Consider the following 22436-nt stretch of genomic DNA (forward strand, 5'->3'; position numbering starts at 1 on the left):
GTTTGCTTCTAAATTTGCGATCGAAAATTACCCAATTACCCAATTACCCAATTACCCAATTACCCAATTACCCATAAAGTTACTTTTTCTTAACGCTTAACTTTTCTATTATTGACAGTTCTAATTTTAAAGTGCCATTTTATTGGTTGATTTCTTAATGCATTTTCTAATAGATATATCGTTTCTTTTACTAGTTATAATGTCGAAATTAGCTTGCAACGTGTTCTCTGTCTTGTAAAAGAAATAATACTTGCTATCTTGCGCATCTAATTAATATATGGACGAAATCAGAGGGAAGCATGCGAAAGCTAAGTCAAATCGGTCTAATATCCACAATGTGCCTTTTTTCATCTATCGTGATCGCAAAGGGCGAAAGATATGGTGCTTCAGTTAATATGCTGAGCATTGATAGTATCGAATACAAAGAAGGAACGACTGGACAAGTCGATACATTGCGATATGGCTTAGTCCATACTCGTCCCATTGATGAAAGTAACAACAGGTGGCGCTGGTGGTTAGGGTTAAATTATTTATCCGAAGACATCGAAGCCCCAAGTAATGGTGTTTACAACGAGGTGACTAACTACGAATTTCGCATTGTCCCCCAATTCGCATTAGGAAGTTGGTCAATATTTACGCCTTATATTGGCGCTGGTTTATCTTTGGGTTATTCACAATACTCTAACCGCTGGAAAGTCGATGACCAAGGCTTTAGATATGGAGCACAACTTGAGGACATCGACCAATTTGAAGCCGGAGCCGTTGTCACTCTAGGTAGCGTAATTAAATTGGGTAGTAACCCTGACGCGCACTTGCAAATAGTTCCTCAAGCTTCATACATCTTACCTTTTTATAACGAGGGTTTGGGTGGCGTTGAGTTTAGTGTTTCTCTTCTGTTTTAAAGGTAATTCATGAGAATAAATCAACTGATTTTGGTGATCTCGAAGTGCCCAGAAGAGTACGTTGGTGCTAAGAATATAGAGGTGCCTGAAGAAGGAGGCTCTTTAGGACGAGAAGCAGGCTGTACCGTAACATTAACGGATCACAACCGATTTATATCTGGTACGCATTGTTTATTGAGTATATATGGAGATACCTATTACATTAGTGATGTCAGTACAAATGGCACGTTGGTGAATGGTAATAAGATCCTAAAGAATCAACCAGTCTCATTGTGTGATGGTGATAAGATATCCCTTGGCCAGTATGAAGTTAGTATATCGTTAGAATTGGTTACAACATCATACGATATTGCCTCTGAAATCGCCCCAGAAAGAGATTCAACCGATCCACTAATGAATTTGGAAAAGTCAGTTGTTGAAGAGGACGTTGAACCTGGCGCACTTGAAGACCTTTTTATGGAAACAAAACCTGACGACGTAGACAGTCATGACCCCGTTGAGCACTTAAAGTTTTCGATGCAAAGAGACGACGATTATCTTGTTAGGGATGAAAGTAATGATAAAAACCTTGCGAGCACGTCGATCGAACCTCAAAGGCAAGTTGTTGATGACAGTTTGAGTATTCACTCGGAGTTTGACCTACCTAATTTGATTCCTGAAGATTGGATGGGATTAGAAGAAGAGGCCCCGACGACTCTTCATGCACATAATCTTGATAACGAGGAAGAAATACCGGGTTACGTACAACCTATTCATGATAAAGATTTAAACGGCAAACCTGAAGACGTTATTGAACGTTCTTCTGTTTCTAAGCATACGTCAATTCCGGTGCAATCTGTTGTTAGTGCCCGAAGTTCTGCGAATATACAAAGCCACAAATGGGAAGAGGTGACACAAGAGTTTGTCCCACATGTTGAGACTCAAGAACTGTGTGCGGAAAGCGAAAGTAGATCTCAGAATAATGTCGCCCTGAGTGAATCATCATCTGAGAACGTAACACATGCATTCTTCGAAGGCCTCGGTGCAGATATAGAAACTGATTCAAATCATGACGCTCTATTTTTTAAGCAAATGGGCGCGTGTTTACGATTGTGTATCGATAATCTGTACAAAAACTTACAGGGTGTTGAAGAACTTACAGACGAAAACTCGTTTACTAAGAATGAGCTTAGCCTAACCACGTTAATGTTAACGCTAAACAATCAAAATCTGTTAGCTCCAAATGAGCTCATTGAACAGATTTTGGATGAGCTTGATGAACATGACGCTTTGTATTTAAAAACACTCAACGACCTTGTGTTCGATCAGTTAAAAGCGAACGACCCCAAAAAATTCGAAGATGTATTAAGCCAAGAAACCCGTTTTCTAAGTAAATCGAAGTTATGGCAAAAGTACGGGGAACATTATGACCAGAATACTCGTCAACTCCATGAATCGACATTCAAAGCGTTGATTAAAGAACGATACAATAAGGTTGCAAAAACGAATCATGCATAAACTAATAGCTCCTATTATCTTGTTCCTTTTATCAGGTTGTTCAATGTGGGAACAGTTCAAAGAATCTTCTGGAATAACGCCGGAAACCTCTTCGATTGAACTAGTTATTGAAGCGTCAGAACACCTCAATATACGCGAACAAGGACAATCATCGCCAGTCATCTTGAGAATTCACGAATTAACGTCTCCCGTTATGTTCCGTAGTTTGGACTTCTTTGCTCTATTTGAAAATGATAAGGCCTCCTTGGGGGACGAGTACATCAAACGGTACGAATATCAGCTTCAGCCCGGTGATAAGCTGCATGAGCTGTTGGAGCTAGACCCAAAAACTAGAGCACTAGGTTTTTCTGTCGCATTTAGAAATATTAATGGTTCATCTTGGCGTAAGGTCGAAGTGATCGAAGAGAAAAGTGAGTACTTCTTAAGGTTAAAAGTAGAGGGTAGCGAATTATCTTCGAACAATACCCGCGGTATTGAACAGACGTATTTTTAAGGAATTGACGAATGTCTTTATATAACCCAGTGGTTTGGCAAGATGGTATGTTCATGAAGCCTCAGCACTTCCAACAGCTAGATAGGTCTCAAAGCAAATTATCTAACATGCTTAGCTCTAACAGCTCTCCTTTACATTGGGGAGTGAAAAAAATCGAGATAAACACCGAACTATTGGCGTTAGGCAAAATCGGGATCACGCGAGCAGAAGGCATATTACAAGATCGCACACCATTTGATTTGCCGCTTCTTGCCGAACTTCCCGAAGTAAGAGATGTTGACCCATCTATAGCTGATAAAGTGGTGTACCTGTGCTGCCCATTGCCATCCGAGCGCTCTGAACTTTTTGGTGAAAGTAGTGATGGTGCCCGCTATAAAATGGAAAGCCAAGAGGCCGTGGATGCCTGTTATGAATCAGAAGACATGGCAAGTATTGTCGTGGGTAAGCTTAACTTCTTCTTGATGTACGATCACGAGGATAAGAGTGCATATACATCCATTCCTATTTTAAAAATTTCGGAAGTCAAGCCAGATGGAAGCATTATTCTGGATGAGAACTATATCCCGACATGCATCGATATACACGCTTCTACAGTTTTGAGTAAGTTCGCGACAGAATTCGCTTCAATGCTAAAACACAGAGCAGAATCGATTGTTCAGCGTTTAGGTGTGGTTGACCAACAGGGGGTATCATCTGTTGCTGATTTTATGTTGTTACAAGCCTTAAATCGTTATGAGCCGTTATTCTGGCATTTTGCTAGTGTAGAGGGTGTTCATCCAGAGTCGTTTTATCGAACCCTGTTACAAGCTGAAGGTGAACTCTCTACGTTGTGCTCAGCCTCTCGTAGACCGCAAGAGTTTACAAAATACAACCACCGCCAATTGACTGATTGTTTATCTCGCACGCTTGATAGCGCAAAAATGACGCTAAGCGTGATGTCAGAGCAACGGGCAATACCTTTAACACTAAGAGAGCAAAGCTACGGAATTCGAACGGCAGCAATCCCAGACAGTAAGATTGTCGAATCTACAACGTTTATTCTTGCGGTTAAAGCAGACGTACCACTCGATATTTTACATACACAGTTTGTAAGTCAAACTAAGATTGGTTCGATTGACAACATTCGTGATTTGATCAACTTACAACTACCTGGCATAGAAATGAAACCAATGCCAGTTGTGCCTCGAGCGTTACCTTACCATGCAGGTTATACCTATTTTGAATTGGATAAAACGAGCGATGAATGGAGTACCTTGAATAACGCAGCGGCCATCGCTGTCCATATTGCTGGTGACTTCGCGAACTTATCATTACAACTTTGGGCTGTACGTTTATGAGTTACGTCGAAAACGATATCACCGTAGTACTATTCCAACCAGAACCAGGCAAACCAATGGAGGTGATGCCTGCACCTGATTTATCTAGGAATATTGCGGTAAGAGACCTAAATGTAGAAAGCATGGGGGTTAACCCATTGGTTGATCAGTTTACCTGGTTGATCGCCAGTCTTTCATGTATGTCTTCAATTCCTTGGCTGGACGACCCTGGCCCTTTCAGAGAACAAGTTGCTCGAGAGATTCGCAAAGGTGAGCGAAAGCTTAACGAAATGGAATTGGATAGGGCATCTATTCTGGTTATACGCTATTGCTTATGTGCTGCAATCGATGAATCTGTATGTCGCCAAGAGTGGGGGGCGAACAGCCATTGGAGTACCAATAGCTTATTGTCAGAGTTCCATAACGAAACATCTGGTGGCGACAAATTCTTCACTATTTTAGAGCGTTTGAAAGCTGACCCACGAAAATATAGACACGTCATCGAATTCCTTTATCTATTACTTCAACTTGGGTTCAAAGGAAAATATGGTCGAGAAGACCGTGGTAACGAAAAGCTTTCAGAGATAGGAAATACGATTTATCGTTTAGTTAGAGACGAGCGTTTAGCTGAACAAGAAAAAGTAACGTTAGTTAATTTAAAGGCGAAGTACTTAAAAAAGCCGCTAAAACGTGTTGTTTCACCGAAGTTAATTCTTGGGGTTAGTACTGCCATTTTTGGCGTTATGTATGTCGCGACCTACTTGGTTATTGACCTGAAATTTCAGCAACTTCTAGATGTATATCAGTAGCATTAGAATTAATTATGAGATCTGCTGTCCATTTTTAAAATTAGGCTCGAATTAACAGGCTCTACTTTCATTTTCACTACGTACTTAGAGAGATTGCACCCTGCGATCTCTTTTATCATGCATTCATTGGAATTTAATTGGACTTACTATGGGCGTAACAGTTTGTGCGAATGGACTCAGCGTAGTTCATCAAGGCTCGGGAGGAGAAGCGAACGCAACGCTTCCTGATGTTTGTTTAACAACAGTTGGCAACTCTGTTGTACCTATTCCCTATGGCAATAATGCAAAGTCCGCTGATTTAGCCGGCGGCACCATTACCGTTTCTATGGATGGTGGTAACAGCATTGCTATTAAAGGCAGTAAATTCAGTGCCAGTACTGGCGATGCCGGTGGTGATAAAAAGGGTGTCTCATCTGGCACCATTGAAGCTGAGGCGGAATTCATATCGGCTTCTCCTACCGTTAAATTTGAAGGCGTCGGCGTATGTCGCCTGTCCGATCAAACCGGTGCGGTCTTTGAAGGCACATTAGATAATGCAGGCAAAGCTTCGGTGGGTGGTGTCGCACCCGGAGAGTTTAACATTGATTATGGTGAAGACAGTCGTAAGCCTGCCTGACAGTGAAAAGATCAAAGCCGCATTAGAGAAGTGCCCATTTGTGGTGGTGTCGGACTGCATTGCCGATACTGAAACTACTCGCTTGGCCGATGTGGTGCTGCCCGCGCAAGGGTGGAGCGAGAAGTCGGGTACCGTGACTAACTCTGAGCGTCGAATCTCACGCCAACGCCGTATATTACCAAGCCCAGGGGAAGCCAAACCCGATTGGTGGATACTAAAAGAAGTCGCGCAAAAAATGGGATTCAAAGAGCAGTTTGATTACCGCCACGAAGGTGAGATCTTTAAAGAGTATTGCGAGATGACTGCGCTTGGTAATGAAACAGGTAAAGCGCGTGACTTGTGCTTAATCGGTCTGACTCAGTTAGATGAGAAAGGCTATGGCGAACTCACTCCACAGCAATGGCCAGTGCTAAAATATCAACCAGAGATCATTGAGCTGCGTATGTTCACCACTGGCGAGTTCTTTACCGAATCTGGTAAAGCGCAGTTTATTGCAGTTGAGCACGACAAACCGATTGCCGACACCAGCCTTGAATTCCCGCTTATCATGAACACAGGTCGGATCCGAGACCAATGGCACACTATGAGCCGCACAGGCTTGGCCGCAGGTTTAGGCGAACACACACCAGAACCCTTTGTCGCCATGCATCCAGATACGGTTGCAGAGCTTGGCTTAGAAGAGTTCGGCTTAGATGAATTTGGGCTAGATGCCTTCAACCACGCGACTATTAACCCTGTGGTGAAAGTGCGCAGCGCACAAGGGGAGTGCCAAGCCCGCTTAGTAGTGACCAAAGAGATGCGCCGTGAACAAGTCTTCATGCCTATCCACTGGAACGCACCGACCGCCAAAGACAGCAAGCCATGCGACCTGATCCTACCTCATACCGATGCGGTTTCAGGTCAGCCAGAATTCAAACATACCCCAGTAGTGGTTGAACCCTGTGGTTATCGCAGTGAAGCCGCCTTGGTTAGCGACAAAGTGATGGACTGCAGTGGCTTTGATTACTGGGTACGCCAAAGAGTGGAGGGCGGTTTTCTGTATCGCATCTCATCATCCAAGAACCCAATGGAGCTGGTGATTCAACTTGCTAACACCCTCGATGCCTTGCCAGAACCGAATGCAGAGGCGATTAAATCACTCCATTACCACGGCAATAAATCATTCAAGAACTATGGTTCTGCCAAGCTGGGTCAATCTGGCGTAAAGCAAGCCTTTGTGGTGAACAGTAAGCTCGACCATCAAAGCATCGATTGGCTGGTGGAGTGCCTAACCCGAGAAGCCGATGAAGAGTTCGAAGCCGAGTTTTTGAGTGCTATGGCGAAGTAGGGGGATACATAGTGACCTAGTTGCTTGATTATAATGCATAAAACTATCGCTGTGTTATGGCGAGAGAGGGGCATTGTTCGCTTTTAAAAAAATTATGCAACGGGTATAGTCTCTGTAGACAAATTGGTAGCTAGAAGTGGAAGGTGAACGGCTTGCAGTTTTCCTCTGCTAGCTATAAAAATCGAACGTAGGTACGCTTTAAAGCAAATTTCATAGATAGAAGCGGCCAAGTCCAACAGGTATTTATCTATTGTGCTACGACAGCGGATAAATACTTAAGCGTTATGCGTTACTCCAACTTGAGAAGGCGGTACAAGTGGAAATAAGAGTTAAAAAATCAGCTCGGTATCTTGCCTTGGGTATTCTTATATATCCGTTTCTTTACATGCTACTCAATTTTATTATTCCGATTCTAATGACGGTTTTGGGCGAAGGTGGTAGCTCGTTGATTGAAATTCTTGAGTATTTCACCTGGTTTATAATGCCTTTATTTTCGGTGCTCTATTTGTTAGCTTTCCACCATTTTTCTCCAGTGTTAGGTAAATGGCATCAACGCATTGGGTATACTTTGGTTTTAGCCGCTGTGCTAATCGAAATAGTGATGCCTTGGATGGAATCTGGTCTGGTGTTTAAGACAGCATCTTTTCTATGTCGGCTTTTCGAGAACGGTATTTTAGTTAGTTGTATGTTCGTTTTTAGCAGTAAGTTGGGTCAAAATTCTGAACTTGGAAGAAAGGCATAACAAATAAGGATTAAGGTGTTGCGCAGCCAAAACTAAATTCCGAGTGTTGAACAAGCCCGAAGCCTCTTTATTAAGTAAATTGTACAATTACATTTGAAGGGCACATCGCTTTGGGGTTTTATTAAGGCGAACGAGGCCAAGATAAGATTGTGTCATCATGTGGATCTACGCATCAGTGGCATATTTTCTATTTTAGTCAGTAGTTTAGAGCGAGTTGCCGACTTATGAAGTATGACCTTACCATTTTGGTCTACGGCATGAGGACTAAAGTGGTTTTTAGCTAGGTCGATTCCGCAGAAATAAGAATAATCAGACATGGTGCCTCCGGTGCAATTAAGTACCACATAAGTGTGGCAGCTCCTAGGAAGGGGGGATCCATGTCATTCGTTAGGGAACTTTAGGGGTACCTTGTGAGTAATATAGTAATTAGACTATTGAAAGAGATAGATAAAAACGGTGAAGTATCACTGTTTGAATTATCGAAATTGATTACTAAAAAACATAATGATCATCGAGATTTTTATCCTATTGCATTTCTGGTAGCTAATGATTTATTAGATGATGAGTATTTTGAAAAAAGAGAGCAAGTTCAACTGAAAGAACAATTACTTGCTCGAGAATTTTATGCTTGCCATAGCGCCGAGAAGAAAGCCTCTGATGGCGACAGGGAGTTTACCGCAATGGGCAGTGGACAAAAGTTAAGCGAACAGAAGTTTGCTTTATCAGCAAAAGGTTGTATGTATTTAGCTAACTATCGAACTCGTAGAAATGACAGGTTGACTGCATTAGCTACTGGTATTGTTGTAGGTGTTGTTACCGCCATAATAACAACGTATTTAGCTGCGTAGACATGAAGTCAGTTCCCTAACAAATAAGGATTAAGGTGTTGCTTAGACAACACTAAATCCCGAGTATTGAACAAGCCCGAAGCCACTTTATTAAATAAATTGTACGATTGCATTTGAAAGGCACACCGCTTTGAGGTTCTCTCAGGCGAGTGAGGCCAAATAGGTAGCTATAACAATCTTATTAATCATTTAGCCAATTTCCTGTTTCTTTCGTCGTCACATATCCTCTGATTCCTAAAATGCCATTCTCTTTATTTGCGATGCCTTTCGGCTAGGTTAAAGTCACCATCAAATTATTAATCGACACCGGATGTGATAATGGGAATTAATCGCATTAATTATTTACCTTGCAAGTATTGATTGGTAAAGTGTTGTTAAAGATAGGTTTATCGTATTTTAAGTTGGTTGGCTTTATGGAGGAGGAACAATGGGAAGTGGCAAAAAGAATATTTGGCTTGAGTCTGATTCGATTGTAACAAGGAAGAGCCCAAAGCCTCTTAAGCTTAATACGTTAGAAAATATCTACGTTAAAGAGCATGACATCAAAAGTAAAATCACTAGGTCGTTCTTTATTGCGGTTGTGTTTAGTTTACCTATTTTCCTTTTTCGTCCACTTGCTGGGATTGGTGTGTTTTCAATAATTGGCATCGTTGGATACCTTTTAACCAAAAAGTATGAGTTACGTGTCGGTGTTTTCAATAACGATGACGTTGGTGTTGTAGAGTCTGGGTTATATTCGTCAAACAAACGCGAGGAACTCGATGAAATAGTAAGGCTCGTGATGGAATATAAAACAGGCAAGTAATAAAAAATAAGGATTAATATGATGCGTTACGCTCGGTGGTTACAGTAAGAGTACCGTGTACTTGGTTAGTTCTGTGGGGCTCACTTTCTTACGGGCGTTAGGATTGATATTGATTATTTACACATATAATAAGTTGGTTGGTAAAAACATGAAACAAGCTGTAGAAATGAAGAAATTTAACTTACCTATTAAAAAGCTAGGTGCCGGAATTACCGTTGCTTTTGTTCTCTTTAGTTCAGTTTATACTGTTAATGAGGGGCACATTGGTATTGTTAAGCGCTTTAGTGAAGCTAAAACACAGGTAAGCCCAGGCTTACACTTCAAAGTCCCGTTTATCGACAGCGTTGAAGAAATTGAAGTTCGAACACGCAAGAATGAAGAGAAAATGGCCTCTAGTACAAAGGAGCAGATGCCAGTTACTGTCGTCGTATCCGTTAACTGGACGGTAGATAAATCTGCAGCGTTAGATCTTTTTAGACAGTATGGTGGTCTTCCGCAGTTTGAAGCTCGTATTCTTGACCCTAGATTTAGGTCGGCAACTAAGGATGTTATTCCCAAGTATGATGCAGAGCAGTTAATTCAAGATAGAGCGAGTGCTATTCAGGCGATTGAATCCAATTTAATTGAAGAAATGGCCGCGTTTCCAGTAAGCGTAGATAATATACAGATTGAAAATATAGCCCTACCAAAAAAATACCTTACTTCAATCGAAACGAAGCAGACTGAGAAAAACTTAGCAGCTGCCGAGAAACATAAACTGGCTAGACAAAACTTAGAAGCTCAAAGAGCCGTAAATACGGCAAAAGCCGAAGCTGATGGTATTGAGCTTATCGCTATAGCTGAAGCGAAGGCGATTAAGTTAAAAGGTTTTGCTGAAGCAGAAGCGATTAATGCAAAGGCCAAAGCTCTTGGGGATAACCCATTAATCATTAAACTGACCGAAGCTCAAAATTGGGACGGAAAGCTGCCAGCAACAATGTTGGGTGGTGAAAATATGCCTATTTTAGACATGAGAGCTAAGTAGGATTAAGGAAACTAAAAGTTGTTCCCAACACAGACTTCATGTCGGTGTTGGGTTTGTGCTTTATACCAATCTAAACCAAATCACACTTCAGCGTTGAGGTACAGTTCCTCAACGTTATCTGATTCAAAATCTTGCTGTTTGATCAAGCTAATGGCGAGACTTATTGGCATAGGTTTATAGAAGTAGAAGCCTTGGATGTAGTCGACGCCTAGTTTCGACAAGATCTTCAGTTGTGACTCGTACTCAACGCCTTCAACTATGACTTGCATGCCTAAGGTGCGTGATAGCTGAAGCATGGATTCTAATAGTGGGATACCAAAACTGGATTCGTCGGATATGTTTTTCACGAACACGCGATCAATCTTGAGAATACTGAACGGAAATTGCCTTACAAAGTCTAATCCTGCGTAGCCAGTACCAAAGTCATCTATGGCAATTCTTACACCAAGATCAGATAGCTTTTGCAAGTTGTCCTTAATTTTGACCATATCGGCATCAGAACACTCACCATCCTCTGTCACCTCGAAAACCACTTGCTTGAGAATCTCAGGGTGTCTTTTAAAGATGCTAATCACTTTATTCGTGAAGTTACTGTTGGATACAACGTTTCGGCTGATGTTGACGCTGATGTACTTTGATGCAAACACCTCTTGATTACTTTTTAATGTCGTTAACACTTCATGCAGCACGAAATAGGTCAGCTTCTCAATCAAGCCTAAACTTTCAGCCAATGGAATGAAAATAGCAGGGGAGACGTTACCTTCAATTGGATCGTTCCATCTCAATAGTGACTCACAGCCTACGATCTTATTGGTGCTTTGGTTAACGATAGGTTGCATGTGAACATGTAGGTGTTTGTTTTTCAGAGCACTGGATAGCGAATATTCTAAGCTACGTTGGCTCTGTTTTTTATGCTTGAGGGAAAGGCGAATAATGGTCGTAATTCCGGCCATGAGAAAGCCAAACCATAAGTGACTCAGCATGAAGTTAATATAATACTGATAACCAATGTATGAAGTGACGGTGAATGGGTAGATGTCTGACCGTATCCGTACTGTCGCGTTGTATGAGCCGAGGTCGGTAGGGTGAATGTCTCTTTTGATCACCTCAACTTTAGAGTTAATGCCCTGGCTATTCAAATTAGCTTCTACAAGCTCAAAGATGAAGTGCGGAGGAATCATCAGGCTCACTCCTGAGCCTTCCTTAGTCGAGAATATCAGCATGATCGATCGAACTTGAGTGATGGCCGAGTTTGAGTACGATAAGGTCGTTAAATTCGGGGCGTCATTGAGTCGCTGCCTGATGGTGTTGTATAAGCGAAATGAAACCTCACCATCGGTAGTTGAACAGTAAAATCGGTTCTCTTTGTCGAACACCGCGGCTTCTTTCACCCAATCAGCTTCAAAAACGTTTTGTCGAAGTTGTCTAACAATCGTGTCGCAAGGCTGATCTGGGGTAATTTCAGATAAAAAACGGTCGAACCTTGATTGAATCCCTTCTAACCTCGTTTCTACTAACCTTGATGTGTCTTCGGTTAACGTTTGGTAATGAGACGGTGTTAAAGGAATGAGCAATGCCATGAAAAAAAAGAAAGAAATGGCAAAGAAGAACGAAGTTTTGGCAAAATGGTGGTACTTGATATCCATATTAAGAGAAGCGTGACCGATTGGTGTGTGCATGCAACTTAATTTATAAATTTAGCGATAATAACGCAAGCTTATGCATAAATAGTGTGAACAAAAGTCTGAGTTATTGATATAAATAGCGTAACGCATGGTCGCACTATAGAAATCAGGATGTTAGATATGCTTCCAAGGTTGAGAGTGTCGTTTTTTTGTTCAGTACTTTTGCGTTTTTTGATGAAGCGGATTGTTGCCGGTTTTTTATCATCAAATGGAAAACTGTAATTTTTGAAATAATGCGAGTGAGTGGATTTGAGCGTAATGATTAAAAATATGATTTGGATGTTGGTGCGTGTGTTTATCGCGTTTCTGATGATTGCTCCTACCTACGCGATCTTTATCTTGTCTAATTCCGCAACACCTCGTCTTTTTGAGACCAAACCAGAAGTGTTAGCTTGGCTTTCGTGCTTTCTTCTTGTGATTGGTTATGTATTGATTAGGTTTTCTAGAACGAGGTATGTGGGAAAATTATTATCGCTTGGTGTATTGGGGGCGGTAGTGTTAATCATGTATGTCGATGAGCGTTATCGGATTTTTGAAGTCAGTGTTCACGCATGGAGCTTATTTTTAGCCGCTCTGTATTTGATTATGCTTTTGTATTTCATTTTCCCGGTTAAGCAACTTAAGCCGCTACTGAGTTTAGTGCCTGTCGCAGGCGTGTCATGGTTTTTAGTTTGGGCCATAGTCAGCCCAATAAATGTAACGTATGAATTGATTAGCAGTAAAACAACAATTTCAATTGCGAACTATCAAAAGGTAATCGACTTGCTACCTGAGTTGTACCTCGATGGTTTCCAGTCAGGTTTGTTTTCAATGCTTCTTGTTATTTGGTTGTATGCTTTTGTGGTTTTTGGACATAATCCTAAACGCAGTTATCAGAAACTGGCCACCTATTTAGCAAAGAGCCGCTAAGAAGATGGGTGAAACGCAATAGAATCGAAAAGGGCAAGGTTAGTTAACCTTGCCCTTTGTTGTTTGGGTGTCCCGTCCTGAAATGTGTTGTTTAGAACAGTTGCTTAGATTTGTAGAAAGGCGCTTTAAATGGCTTTAACGCTGCTTCGCTCAACTAACGTTGGCTCTAACTCAACAACCTGCGGATACGCATCAGGGGTTTTGAGTCGGTTCAATAGAGTATCTACGGCTGCTTTACCTAAACGGTGTTTTGGCTGGTGGATAGTGCTCAAAGCTGGGGTCATGTATTTAGACAAGTGGATGTCATCGTAGCCAATAATCGAAAGATCATTTGGAATCGATGTGCCATCTTGAGCCGCAGCGTGAATCACACCCATTGCCATCATGTCATTGCTAACAAACAGTGCCGATGGCATTTCGCCACGCGCTTTTAAGGTTTGGTATGAGTCAAAACCGCCATCGCATTCGAAGTTTGATTCAACAATCCATTTAGGGTTGATCTCGAGCTTCGCTTCTTCCATCGCTTGCTTGAAGCCTTGATAACGAGAAGATGCTTGATTGCGGTGCAGTGGGCCAGTGATACAACCAATTTGAGCGTGACCGTTATCGATCAAGTGCTTGGTTGCCATGTAGCCGCCTTGATGCGAGTTATCTTGGATCTTATCACTCGCGAACAACATTGGGCCCCAATCCATTACAACAATAGGTAATTCTGGGTAGCGTTCAAATACATCAATGTGCTCGCCTTCAAGGGTTGAGCACATCAGCATTAGGCCATCGACACGCTTCTGCAGCAAGGTATCGATAGATGATTTCATGCGCTCGCTGTCGCCTTCGGTGTTACACAAGATAAGGTTGTAACCTTTCTCGTAGCAACGACGCTCAACACCTTTTACTACTTCACCAAAGAATGGGTTAGTAGAGGTAGTTACTAGCATACCTAAGGTTTTGGTCTGCTTCATTTTCAAGCTACGAGCCAATGCAGAGGGTGCGTAGTTGAGTTCTTTAGCCGCACTGTTAACACGCTCAGCTATCTCTTCACTGACAAAACGTGACTTGTTGATCACATGGCTGACGGTTGAAGTTGAAACCTTTGCTAGCCGAGCGACGTCTTTCATTGTTGCCATAAAAAATCCTTGTGGGAGTAACTTGCCACGTTGCGCGATATTCTGCCTGAATACAGGGGCTTATGCTTGTTATTTGTTGTTACCGAATTTGAAGGCTAACATCCGTTAACTACGGTTTAGCTCAGGAGTTAAGCCTTCAAATGGGTCTAAAGTTAGGCAGATAATTGCTCTGATAAAAACGCATCGGTTTCAGAACGGTTCGGAATCGACGTTTGAGCACCAAAACGAGTTACGGAAATAGCAGCAGCGGCATGAGCAAACTTAATCGCACGCTCAAGTGGCATGTCTTCAAGTAAGCCTGTCACCAATGCGCCGTTGAAGGTATCGCCAGCAGCAGTTGTGTCTGTTGCTTCAACGCGGAACCCAGCAATAAGCTCGCCCTTGTCGTTTTTACTTACCCAAACGCCTTTCGCGCCAAGTGTGATCATCACAGTCTCGATGCCTTTCGCGTGCAAAGCCAAAGCTGCCTGATGAGCGGATGCGCTGTCAGTCACGGTAATGCCTGTTAGTACTTCAGCTTCAGTTTCGTTGGGTGTGATCACATCAACACAAGCAAGTAATGAATCCGATAATGGACGAGCAGGAGCCGGGTTTAGAATAACTTGAGTGCCATTCTCTTTTGCTACTTTTGCTGCGTATTCAATGCCTTTAATTGGCGTTTCAAGTTGAGTTAGAAGGTATTTAGCGCCACGAATCTTCTCTAGATGCGGTTCAATTTGGTCGCAAGTCAGCTTGTTGTTGGCTTCAGCAGAAAGACAAATGCTGTTTTCACCTGTTGCTGATACTTGGATCATCGCGATGCCTGTCGGCGTGTTGTCTGCAACGATAACACCATCGATGTTGATGCCATCTTTAGCAAAATCTTGACGAATATTGATGCCGAATGGGTCGTCACCGACACAGGCGATAAAGCCGATATCTGCGTTTAATCGCGCTGCAGCTACCGCTTGGTTTGCGCCTTTGCCGCCAGGGATGACCTGATAGTTACCGCCAATCAAGGTTTCACCCGGACGAGGGAAAGAAGGAACTTGCAGTACGTGGTCAGCGTTAACGCTACCTAAAACAATCAGTTGAGTCATGATACGAGCCTTATGATATATCGTATTTGAAAATGCATGGGTCTTTCTCATTACGTAAATTGCTCGCCTTGTTAGACGGCTTATGAGAAACAGCGATGCACTGTCGGTTTTTTTTGTTTTTTCTTAAGTCAGCAAGTTAGTGAGCTAATGAGCAGGGAGATAGGGGACTCCCTGCTTAATTAGATCTCAGCGTTAAACTGAATTACTTAGTAACAAACAAGCTTACTTAGCGATGATTTTTAGAGCTACTGGTACGTACTCGTCTACTGTCTCGCCTTTCAGTACTTTGTCTGCTATTTCAATACCTAAAGAACCGATTAGGTCAGGCTGTTGTGCAACCGTTGCGCCTAGTAGGCCGCGGTTAACAGCAGCGATACCGTCTTCAGTGCCATCAAAGCCAACGATCATCACTTCTTTACCTGAAGCTTGAACGGCGCGAAGAGCACCTAGTGCCATTTCATCGTTTTGAGCGAATACCGCTTGTACATCTGGGTTAGCAGCAAGCAAGTTTTCCATTACGTTCAGACCTTTAGTACGGTCGAAATCAGCAGGTTGGCTTGCAAGAAGCTCAAGGTCGCTGCCGTTTACTGCGTTCATGAAGCCTTCGCCACGTTCACGAGCAGCCGATGTACCCGCGATACCTTCAAGTTGAATTACTTTCGCTTTCTCGCCCACTTTTTCCATGATGTAGTGACCCGCCATTTCACCGCCAATTACGTTATCAGAAGCAATGTGGCTCACTACGTCACCACGGCTTGCACCACGGTCTAGTGTCAGTACAGGGATGTTTGAACGGTTAGCAATACGAATCGCGTTAGACACTGCATCTGAATCCGTTGGGTTAATCAGGATTGCCTTAACACCACGAATGGTTAGATCTTCAATGTTCGATAGCTCTTTGCTTGGATCGTTTTGAGAATCAAGAACGATAAGCTTGTAGCCTAGCTCTTCTGCTTTCGCTTCTGCGCCATCTTTCATGGTTACAAAGAATGGGTTATTCAGTGTAGACAGAACGATTGCCATTGTATCTTGCGCCTGTGCAGACACAGATACTGTTGTAGAAAGAAGGGCAGCAGAAATAAGAGTCGCTAATTTTTTCATGGTGTAAGTCCTTTATGTAGGGTGAGCTAGGTTGGATAACCCTAGCTCGTTGTTACATTATTTATAGATTTAATGTTTATAGGTTTGTTACTGATAGATCTTTTCATTAAAGGTGCTTTTTCTATGGGTTTTCTATAGATAAAGCAGGGTGTTGCATTGACTCAAACTAGAGTCTTATTTGTTTTTGTTGTCGACCAATACTGCCAGAAGAATAACCACTGCTTTTGCAATCATCTGGTAGTAAGAAGATACGTCTAATAGGTTTAGGGCGTTGTTTAGGAAGCCGATTATCAGTGCACCTATCAATGTACCCATGATACGACCACGACCACCCGCTAAGCTTGTGCCGCCAAGAACCACGGCTGCGATGGCGTCTAGCTCATAACCCATACCTGCGGTAGGTTGAGCAGATGACAAACGCGATGCCACGATGATGCCAGCCACTGCAGCTAGCAGGCCACAGATTGCGTAAACGCCGATTTTCACTTTGTCTACGTCGATGCCTGATAGGCGAGTTGCTGATTCGTTGCCACCCAGTGCGTAAACGTAGCGACCAAAGCGTGTGTGGTTTAATAGGTACCATACTGCTGCGAACACCACGACCATGATCCATACTGGAACTGGGATGCCCATTGCGTAGCCTGTACCGAACCAAGCGAATGCGTCTGCTGTGTCTGTGAAGCCTGTTGAGATAGGGCGACCGTCGGTGTAAACCATGGTTACGCCGCGAAGTAGTGTCATGGTTACAAGCGTTGCGATGAAGGCTTGGACTTTACCCTTAGCGATAATCACACCACTAATAGCACCTAATGCTGCACCAGCTACTAGAGCGGTTGGCACTGCGATCATCACAGGGATTTCCATGCCAATCATGCTGGCTGCGAATGCACCACAAAGCGCAAGTACAGAGCCGACACTCAAGTCGATACCCGCGGTTAAAATAACCAGTGTCATACCGACTGCGATAATCGCGTTAACTGAGGTTTGACGCAGGATATTCAGAATGTTGTCGACAGTAAAAAAGTTTGGGTTTAGGAAAGAAACGACAACAATCAGGAAGATCAAAGCAATCAATGACTTTTGATCAATCAGCCACTCTTTGCTGATTAATGGTTTTTTCTTTGGCGCTTCAGTTTCAGTTGTTTTGCTCATGGTTTTAGTACTCATGCTGCGTCCTCGTTGATCTTTTTACCGACCGCACACGCCAGTAATAATTCTTGGTTTGCTTCTTTAGCATCAAATTCACCGCTTACACGGCCTTCATGCATCACCATGATGCGGTCACTCATTCCTAACACTTCTGGCATTTCAGATGAGACCAAAATAATGCTCATGCCGTCGGCTTTAAATTTATTAATGAGTTGGTAAATCTCTTTCTTAGCACCGACATCGACACCACGCGTTGGCTCATCGAGAATCAATACTTTTGGTTTTGTCATCAAGCCTTTAGCGATAGCCACTTTCTGTTGGTTACCACCAGAAAGGTTGCCAATGATTTGCTCGCGAGTCGGGGTTTTGATGTTGAAGAGCTTGATGAAGTCATCCACGGCGATCACTTCGTCTTTATGTTGGATTTGACCGCTCTTTGTCAGTAGGTCAAGTGAACATAAAGACATATTCTCTTTCACTGAAAGCCCTAGAACTAAGCCATCGCCTTTACGGTCTTCAGAGATGTAAGCAATGCCATTCGCCAAGCCATCTTTCGGGCTTACCGGGTTGATGGTTTTGTTTTCTAGGTTGATGACGCCGCGTTCACTTGGAAGGGCACCGTAAATCACTTTCATCAGTTCGGTACGACCTGCACCCATTAGGCCAGATACACCAAGAATCTCGCCGCGCTTTAGAGTAAAGCTCACGTCATGAACACCAGAACCAGTCAGGCCAATCACTTCAAGGCAGGTTTCACCGTGGCTCTGTCCGATACGTGGATATTGCTCGTCCAGTTTACGGCCAACCATCATCTCGATTAGGCCATCTTCGTCGGTGTCTTTTACTTCACATTGTCCAATGAACTTACCGTCACGAAGCACGGTGATGTCATCACAAATCTCAAAGATCTCTTTCAAACGGTGAGAGATGTAAACAATGCCACAGCCTTCATCACGTAGTTCGTTAATTACTTTAAATAGAGACTCAGTTTCGGTATCGGTTAGTGCATCCGTTGGCTCATCCATGATGATGACCTTAGATTCAAACGATAGGGCTTTCGCTATCTCTACCATTTGCTGCTCACCAAGGCTTAGCTGACCTAAAGGAGTTTTTGAACTGTGTTTTACGTTAAGGCGTTTAAGTAGCTTGTCCGCTTCTTGGTACATTTCGTTCCACAAGATACGTCCCATGGTGCCTGTGATTTCACGACCTAAGAAGATGTTCTCGGCGATGGTTAGCTCAGGAATTAGGTTCAACTCTTGGTGAATGATGCTAATGCCGGCTTGTTGTGAATCACGTGGTCCTTTAAATGCTGCGGGTTTACCTTGGTATGCGATAGTGCCGCCGTCCAAGTGGTAAATGCCGGTAAGCACTTTCATCAACGTTGATTTACCTGCACCGTTTTCCCCCATTAACGCCATTACGCGCCCTGGGTAAACGTTGAGGCTCGCCTTATCTAGTGCTTTAACACCTGGGAAGGCTTTCTCAATTGAGCTAAGTTCTAAAATGGCTTGAGTCATGTCGGTTCCTTTACTCGGGGCCAGTTGTATTTGATTGTTTTGGTTCAGTGATGACACTGAGCTGTCGTTGCGCTTAGGTTCAAATGCTGAGCTTGAGTTAAAAGGTTACGCCAGCTTGGAAAATAACATTTGCGTATGGCGTGCATTCGCCAGTGCGAATAACCGCGCGGCTGTCATGCGTTCGCTCTTTGAATTCTTCATGAGTGATGTAAGTAATCGAAAGCGATTTGCCGCAACGCGCTTCTTCTGTCTTAACTAAATCAATCAGTGCAGCGTGATGGTCTGGGCTTACTTTCGCAAACTCTTCTGCAATCACAACGCCTTCAATCTGAGATTCATCCAGCATGGTTTTTACTGTTTGCTGAAAGCTCGGAACACCATGAGTTAAGGCAAGATCAATACGAGTTACGTGATCTGGAATCGGCAAGCCCGCGTCACAAATCGTGATTTCATCTGTGTGGCCAAGAGTCGCCACTAAGTAAGAGAGTTCAGAATTAATTAGAGTACTTTTTTTCATATCACGACCTATCGAAAAATAACGTTTAATGGGTTGAGAACAACTCAAGAAAAACCATCGAAACGTTTCGATACTGATAATAGTGTCTGATTTGTCATTTGCACTCTTCACTTTGCTAGAGTGTGATAACGATCATCGAAACGTTTCGATGGGGCGTTTTTTAGTGATCTTAATCAACGCCATTGATTGCATAAATACGTTCACAATGGAGATATAAAGAGTGCGCTACGGCTTGTTGCTCATACAGTTTTGACACAATGTAGTGTCGCTTAAATTTAATTAAGTGGGGTCAACCGACAAAATGTAGCCAAACTTGGTGATTGTGGTTATCTGAATGTCTGGTGTTCTTAAGCGCGTAAAAACATTACGCAGATTATAGATGACGTTAGCAAGTATGTGAGGAGAGGTGAGTTCCCCTTCCCAGCACATATCAATAATATCTTCCCTAGAAACGGGATCTCCTAGATTTTCTGTTAGTAAACAGAGCACCGAAAGTAGGTGAGGGCGTAAAGTGATTTTATTCCCCTGTTCATTAGTAATCGTTCGAGAGTCAGTATCAATGATTAAGCCGTTGAGCTCTATTGTGTGGTTCATCGTGTTTCTATTCGTCTTATTCTGAATGGTTGAGATTGAGTTAAGTCGCAAGCTACTAAAGCGTGTGGATTATGCAAAATCACGCCACTCTTGAAAGTAAGCTTGCGTAAGTGCGAGGTGGAAAAACCTAAAAACCGGATGATTTGGAAGGGAATAGATTGTTCAAACAAACGTTAGGTGTTTTTTTATTTCTTTTTTATTCAGGCTCTTATGGTGTTTTAACTAATTCTGTTGTCTGGGGTTATAAAGTGATTACATTTTTATTTATTTTTTTTTTTTCTGTGAGCCTATCATGTTCGCGAATTCGACGGGGTGTCGGGTAACTCTAACAAGATTGTGCAGCACAGGAAGGCGTAACAATCTTGATTTGCATTAAGTAAGGTCAAGTAGTAATGGGCAATAAATTAATTCTAAGCATCGCAATGATGTCAGCATTTGCAGCAAACAATGTAATGGCAGCGGACAGTGGTTTGTATCTAGGTGGTGCCATTGGTACTTCTGGCGTCGATGATGGTGGACTATTTTCATCAATTAAAGAGCCAGTGACGTTTGAAGCAGAAGACAATGCTTACCGTATCATTGCTGGCTATAAGTTTAACCGTATTGTATCACTTGAGCTTCAGTACACGGATTATGGTGATGTGGTTGCTAAATATCCTTTAAGAAGCAACGCTGGCTTTACATGGACTCCTCAAGTCTTTTCGATTGCTGCAAACCTTGGTTATACGTTTGATAATGGCGTTCGCCCATTTGGTACAATTGGCTTATCTTCAATCGATCTCGATATGAAGTATGCAGACGGTTCACGTCCTTCAAGTTCTGATTTCGATGATTCAGGTGCAGGTGTACGAGTTGGTTTTGGCGTTGAGTACACCCCAGAAAAGCTTTCTGAGTTAAGCCTGAGACTTGGTTATGAAGCCGATGCATTTACAGTAGAAGTTGACGAGGGCAACTCTTGGAACCGAAAAAAGGTAGAGAAAGATATCGTATTGGCTTCATTCTATCTTGGCGCAATGTACACATTCTAAGTTTCACACTTTGCTAAACGGTAAATCGGTTTCTAAATGGGGCGTCGGTTGGCTCAACCCGTTTGGCTAAAGTGGAAGGCCGCAGTTTTTGACTGCGGTTTTTTTCATGTTCAACTCAGGTAACTCTCGATTGAAGATGTAATCGAATAGCTAGGCTTCACGGATATGAGCGGTGACAGCAACGATGGCATGGTCAGTACTGAATTGGTCGTGTTCAAAGCTGGGATTGATGAGGTGATGGTCGAGCACTGTGTAGCGAGAGATCTCCATCAAGCTCGATGAGTTCTGACAATCGAACTCATTGGACATCAAAATGTAGTCCAGTACAGATCCAGACGCACCGTAGTAGTGCGTTGGTTTGCGTTGTTCGAGCAAATCTTGTTCATGCAATTGATGATAAATATCCCAGCTGTCTTTTAACCGGAAGTGGGAAAGCCAATGCTTGCTGTTTTCGTCTCTGTTTATTGAATAACTTAATAGCCCTTTAAACTCGTCGTTGAATAGAGGCTTATTAAAGTCACCCATTAACACAACAGGCTGATCGGTTTGGTAACGATGATTGGTGATGTATTGATGCAGCATCTGAGCTTCAAGGCCGCGCTGAACGCTAGATAACCAAGAGCCAAGTTGTTCTTGGTGGAAGCGAGTGAGCGTGTCACTTTGTGGTTTTTCACCTTGCTGAGCGTTATCCACATCGATAGATTCAATTCTTGGTTCCGTCGGACGTTGCGATTTGAAATGCACAACATAACAGTCGGTTGAACCTAAATGGGGTAACGTAATGGTGGCGTGAACAGGTGTTCGGTTGAATGAGAATTTGTCGCCAAGGTTGAAGGCTGAAAGTAGCTCTGAATCAGGCGTAACAGGCTGCACGTTTTCAATCGGGTAGCGGGATGCGATACCAACGACAGGTGAGGTGTATAGGTAATCATCTTCAACGTCTGCGCTATCGACTACAGCAAAGTATGGATAACCTAGCTTGTTCATCAATTGCTCTAAAGACTTCGGGCTAAATATCTCTTGAAAGCCAATCACATCACAATCTAATGAACGAATCGCTTCAGCCATCCAATGTTGCTTCTTCTGCCATTCTTCGAAGCTGTAGATGTTCTCAAAATCATAATACGCATTCGGCGGTTCGAGATAGTTCAGCAGGTTGAACGTTGCAAATGTTATGTGGTTTGGTTTGTTCAAAGTGTCATTCCATTTAGACCTAAGCAGCAAGGATACTCCAGTAAAGTATAGTTTGTTGATTATTTAGAACCTAAATTTCACTTTCAAAGCGAATCAAAGGGAATCTAAACCGTGGAGGCTTATGTCATTCTCGCTAGAGCAATCTCCTTCCCCC

At 42.8% G+C, this 22436-nt stretch carries 20 protein-coding genes and 3 pseudogenes; 13 read left to right on the forward strand and 10 right to left on the reverse strand.

All coding sequences use genetic code 11. The features are described from left to right. Positions 1 to 299: 299 nt before the first annotated feature. From ACED59_RS04095 to ACED59_RS04130, 8 genes and pseudogenes are all read left to right on the forward strand, one after another. Positions 300 to 902, forward strand: a complete 603-nt coding sequence (locus tag ACED59_RS04095; RefSeq protein WP_017097135.1) for a hypothetical protein — start codon at positions 300 to 302, stop codon at positions 900 to 902. Positions 903 to 911: 9 nt separating this feature from the next. Continuing rightward, positions 912 to 2399: an FHA domain-containing protein gene (locus tag ACED59_RS04100; RefSeq protein WP_012600850.1), complete on the forward strand. Its 1488-nt coding sequence runs from the start codon at positions 912 to 914 to the stop codon at positions 2397 to 2399. Further along, positions 2392 to 2892, forward strand: coding sequence for a type VI secretion system lipoprotein TssJ (gene tssJ / locus ACED59_RS04105; RefSeq protein WP_029223835.1), 501 nt, complete (start codon positions 2392 to 2394; stop codon positions 2890 to 2892). The genes ACED59_RS04100 and tssJ overlap by 8 nt, the downstream gene beginning before the upstream one ends. A gap of 11 nt (positions 2893 to 2903) precedes the next feature. Then, positions 2904 to 4229: a type VI secretion system baseplate subunit TssK gene (tssK, locus tag ACED59_RS04110; protein WP_012600848.1), complete on the forward strand. Its 1326-nt coding sequence runs from the start codon at positions 2904 to 2906 to the stop codon at positions 4227 to 4229. Continuing rightward, a complete protein-coding gene (gene icmH / locus ACED59_RS04115) occupies positions 4226 to 5017 on the forward strand; it encodes a type IVB secretion system protein IcmH/DotU (RefSeq protein WP_029223836.1) in 792 nt (263 codons plus the stop codon). The genes tssK and icmH overlap by 4 nt, the downstream gene beginning before the upstream one ends. Before the next feature lie 148 nt (positions 5018 to 5165). Continuing rightward, positions 5166 to 5624: pseudogene (locus ACED59_RS04120) on the forward strand (DUF4150 domain-containing protein); the annotation flags it as partial. Next, positions 5614 to 6960 (forward strand): annotated as a pseudogene (locus ACED59_RS04125) (molybdopterin oxidoreductase family protein); the annotation flags it as partial. The pseudogenes ACED59_RS04120 and ACED59_RS04125, both read left to right, overlap by 11 nt. 316 nt (positions 6961 to 7276) lie before the next feature. Continuing rightward, positions 7277 to 7702 (forward strand): hypothetical protein, encoded by a 426-nt coding sequence (locus tag ACED59_RS04130; RefSeq protein ID WP_017097093.1) that lies wholly within the window; start codon positions 7277 to 7279, stop codon positions 7700 to 7702. 167 nt (positions 7703 to 7869) lie between these two features. Here the strand turns inward: ACED59_RS04130 and ACED59_RS04135 are convergent. Further along, positions 7870 to 8019, reverse strand: a pseudogene (locus ACED59_RS04135) (IS110 family transposase); the annotation flags it as partial. A gap of 93 nt (positions 8020 to 8112) precedes the next feature. Between ACED59_RS04135 and ACED59_RS04140 the strand changes: the two are divergent. The 3 genes from ACED59_RS04140 to ACED59_RS04150 all read left to right on the forward strand — a co-directional run bounded on the left by ACED59_RS04140 (position 8113) and on the right by ACED59_RS04150 (position 10379). Beyond that, positions 8113 to 8550: a hypothetical protein gene (locus tag ACED59_RS04140; protein ID WP_102248955.1), complete on the forward strand. Its 438-nt coding sequence runs from the start codon at positions 8113 to 8115 to the stop codon at positions 8548 to 8550. A 427-nt stretch (positions 8551 to 8977) separates the two neighbouring features. Further along, a complete protein-coding gene (locus ACED59_RS04145; protein ID WP_017098992.1) occupies positions 8978 to 9355 on the forward strand; it encodes a hypothetical protein in 378 nt (125 codons plus the stop codon). A 148-nt stretch (positions 9356 to 9503) separates the two neighbouring features. Further along, entirely contained in the window at positions 9504 to 10379 is an 876-nt protein-coding gene (locus tag ACED59_RS04150) for a prohibitin family protein (RefSeq protein ID WP_049779392.1), read from the forward strand. 80 nt (positions 10380 to 10459) lie between these two features. Here ACED59_RS04150 and ACED59_RS04155 read toward each other — a convergent pair whose 3' ends face one another. After that, on the reverse strand, positions 10460 to 12025 hold the full coding sequence (locus tag ACED59_RS04155) for a cyclic diguanylate phosphodiesterase (protein ID WP_029224055.1): 1566 nt from the start codon (positions 12023 to 12025) through the stop codon (positions 10460 to 10462). A 297-nt stretch (positions 12026 to 12322) separates the two neighbouring features. On the opposite strand from ACED59_RS04155, the gene ACED59_RS04160 reads away from it, so the two are divergent. After that, positions 12323 to 12973, forward strand: coding sequence for a hypothetical protein (locus ACED59_RS04160; RefSeq protein ID WP_241820718.1), 651 nt, complete (start codon positions 12323 to 12325; stop codon positions 12971 to 12973). A 125-nt stretch (positions 12974 to 13098) separates the two neighbouring features. Here the strand turns inward: ACED59_RS04160 and ACED59_RS04165 are convergent, their stop codons facing one another. The 7 genes from ACED59_RS04165 to ACED59_RS04195 all read right to left on the reverse strand — a co-directional run bounded on the left by ACED59_RS04165 (position 13099) and on the right by ACED59_RS04195 (position 20060). Beyond that, positions 13099 to 14100 (reverse strand): substrate-binding domain-containing protein, encoded by a 1002-nt coding sequence (locus tag ACED59_RS04165; protein ID WP_017098988.1) that lies wholly within the window; start codon positions 14098 to 14100, stop codon positions 13099 to 13101. A gap of 152 nt (positions 14101 to 14252) precedes the next feature. Further along, a complete protein-coding gene (rbsK, locus tag ACED59_RS04170) occupies positions 14253 to 15179 on the reverse strand; it encodes a ribokinase (protein ID WP_122047090.1) in 927 nt (308 codons plus the stop codon). Between the two features lie 222 nt (positions 15180 to 15401). After that, the gene (rbsB, locus tag ACED59_RS04175) at positions 15402 to 16280 is read right to left on the reverse strand and encodes a ribose ABC transporter substrate-binding protein RbsB (protein ID WP_012600805.1); all 879 of its coding nucleotides are present in this window, start codon (positions 16278 to 16280) and stop codon (positions 15402 to 15404) included. A 174-nt stretch (positions 16281 to 16454) separates the two neighbouring features. Further along, a complete protein-coding gene (gene rbsC, locus ACED59_RS04180; RefSeq protein ID WP_009844905.1) occupies positions 16455 to 17447 on the reverse strand; it encodes a ribose ABC transporter permease in 993 nt (330 codons plus the stop codon). Beyond that, a complete protein-coding gene (gene rbsA / locus ACED59_RS04185; protein WP_009844906.1) occupies positions 17444 to 18949 on the reverse strand; it encodes a ribose ABC transporter ATP-binding protein RbsA in 1506 nt (501 codons plus the stop codon). The genes rbsC and rbsA overlap by 4 nt, the downstream gene beginning before the upstream one ends. Positions 18950 to 19046: 97 nt before the next feature. Continuing rightward, on the reverse strand, positions 19047 to 19466 hold the full coding sequence (rbsD, locus tag ACED59_RS04190; protein WP_009844907.1) for a D-ribose pyranase: 420 nt from the start codon (positions 19464 to 19466) through the stop codon (positions 19047 to 19049). A gap of 279 nt (positions 19467 to 19745) precedes the next feature. Beyond that, entirely contained in the window at positions 19746 to 20060 is a 315-nt protein-coding gene (locus ACED59_RS04195) for a winged helix-turn-helix domain-containing protein (RefSeq protein ID WP_009844908.1), read from the reverse strand. Between the two features lie 392 nt (positions 20061 to 20452). On the opposite strand from ACED59_RS04195, the gene ACED59_RS04200 reads away from it, so the two are divergent. Then, positions 20453 to 21088, forward strand: a complete 636-nt coding sequence (locus ACED59_RS04200) for a porin family protein (protein ID WP_009844909.1) — start codon at positions 20453 to 20455, stop codon at positions 21086 to 21088. 150 nt (positions 21089 to 21238) lie between these two features. Here the strand turns inward: ACED59_RS04200 and ACED59_RS04205 are convergent, their stop codons facing one another. Continuing rightward, positions 21239 to 22282, reverse strand: a complete 1044-nt coding sequence (locus ACED59_RS04205; RefSeq protein ID WP_017098984.1) for an endonuclease/exonuclease/phosphatase family protein — start codon at positions 22280 to 22282, stop codon at positions 21239 to 21241. Positions 22283 to 22436: the final 154 nt, after the last annotated feature.

The organism is Vibrio sp. FF266, assembly GCF_041439695.1.
Classification (GTDB): domain Bacteria; phylum Pseudomonadota; class Gammaproteobacteria; order Enterobacterales; family Vibrionaceae; genus Vibrio; species Vibrio tasmaniensis_A.

Bases quoted from the DNA above. Each gene is read 5' to 3' on its own strand.
- ACED59_RS04095 (WP_017097135.1), top strand. From the start codon at position 300: ATGCGAAAGCTAAGTCAAATCGGTCTAATATCCACAATGTGCCTTTTT.
- ACED59_RS04100 (WP_012600850.1), top strand. From the start codon at position 912: ATGAGAATAAATCAACTGATTTTGGTGATCTCGAAGTGCCCAGAAGAG.
- tssJ (WP_029223835.1), top strand. From the start codon at position 2,392: ATGCATAAACTAATAGCTCCTATTATCTTGTTCCTTTTATCAGGTTGT.
- tssK (WP_012600848.1), top strand. From the start codon at position 2,904: ATGTCTTTATATAACCCAGTGGTTTGGCAAGATGGTATGTTCATGAAG.
- icmH (WP_029223836.1), top strand. From the start codon at position 4,226: ATGAGTTACGTCGAAAACGATATCACCGTAGTACTATTCCAACCAGAA.
- ACED59_RS04145 (WP_017098992.1), top strand. From the start codon at position 8,978: ATGGGAAGTGGCAAAAAGAATATTTGGCTTGAGTCTGATTCGATTGTA.
- ACED59_RS04150 (WP_049779392.1), top strand. From the start codon at position 9,504: ATGAAACAAGCTGTAGAAATGAAGAAATTTAACTTACCTATTAAAAAG.
- ACED59_RS04155 (WP_029224055.1), bottom strand. From the start codon at position 12,025: ATGGATATCAAGTACCACCATTTTGCCAAAACTTCGTTCTTCTTTGCC.
- ACED59_RS04160 (WP_241820718.1), top strand. From the start codon at position 12,323: ATGATTAAAAATATGATTTGGATGTTGGTGCGTGTGTTTATCGCGTTT.
- ACED59_RS04165 (WP_017098988.1), bottom strand. From the start codon at position 14,100: ATGGCAACAATGAAAGACGTCGCTCGGCTAGCAAAGGTTTCAACTTCA.
- rbsK (WP_122047090.1), bottom strand. From the start codon at position 15,179: ATGACTCAACTGATTGTTTTAGGTAGCGTTAACGCTGACCACGTACTG.
- rbsB (WP_012600805.1), bottom strand. From the start codon at position 16,280: ATGAAAAAATTAGCGACTCTTATTTCTGCTGCCCTTCTTTCTACAACA.
- rbsC (WP_009844905.1), bottom strand. From the start codon at position 17,447: ATGAGTACTAAAACCATGAGCAAAACAACTGAAACTGAAGCGCCAAAG.
- rbsA (WP_009844906.1), bottom strand. From the start codon at position 18,949: ATGACTCAAGCCATTTTAGAACTTAGCTCAATTGAGAAAGCCTTCCCA.
- rbsD (WP_009844907.1), bottom strand. From the start codon at position 19,466: ATGAAAAAAAGTACTCTAATTAATTCTGAACTCTCTTACTTAGTGGCG.
- ACED59_RS04195 (WP_009844908.1), bottom strand. From the start codon at position 20,060: ATGAACCACACAATAGAGCTCAACGGCTTAATCATTGATACTGACTCT.
- ACED59_RS04200 (WP_009844909.1), top strand. From the start codon at position 20,453: ATGGGCAATAAATTAATTCTAAGCATCGCAATGATGTCAGCATTTGCA.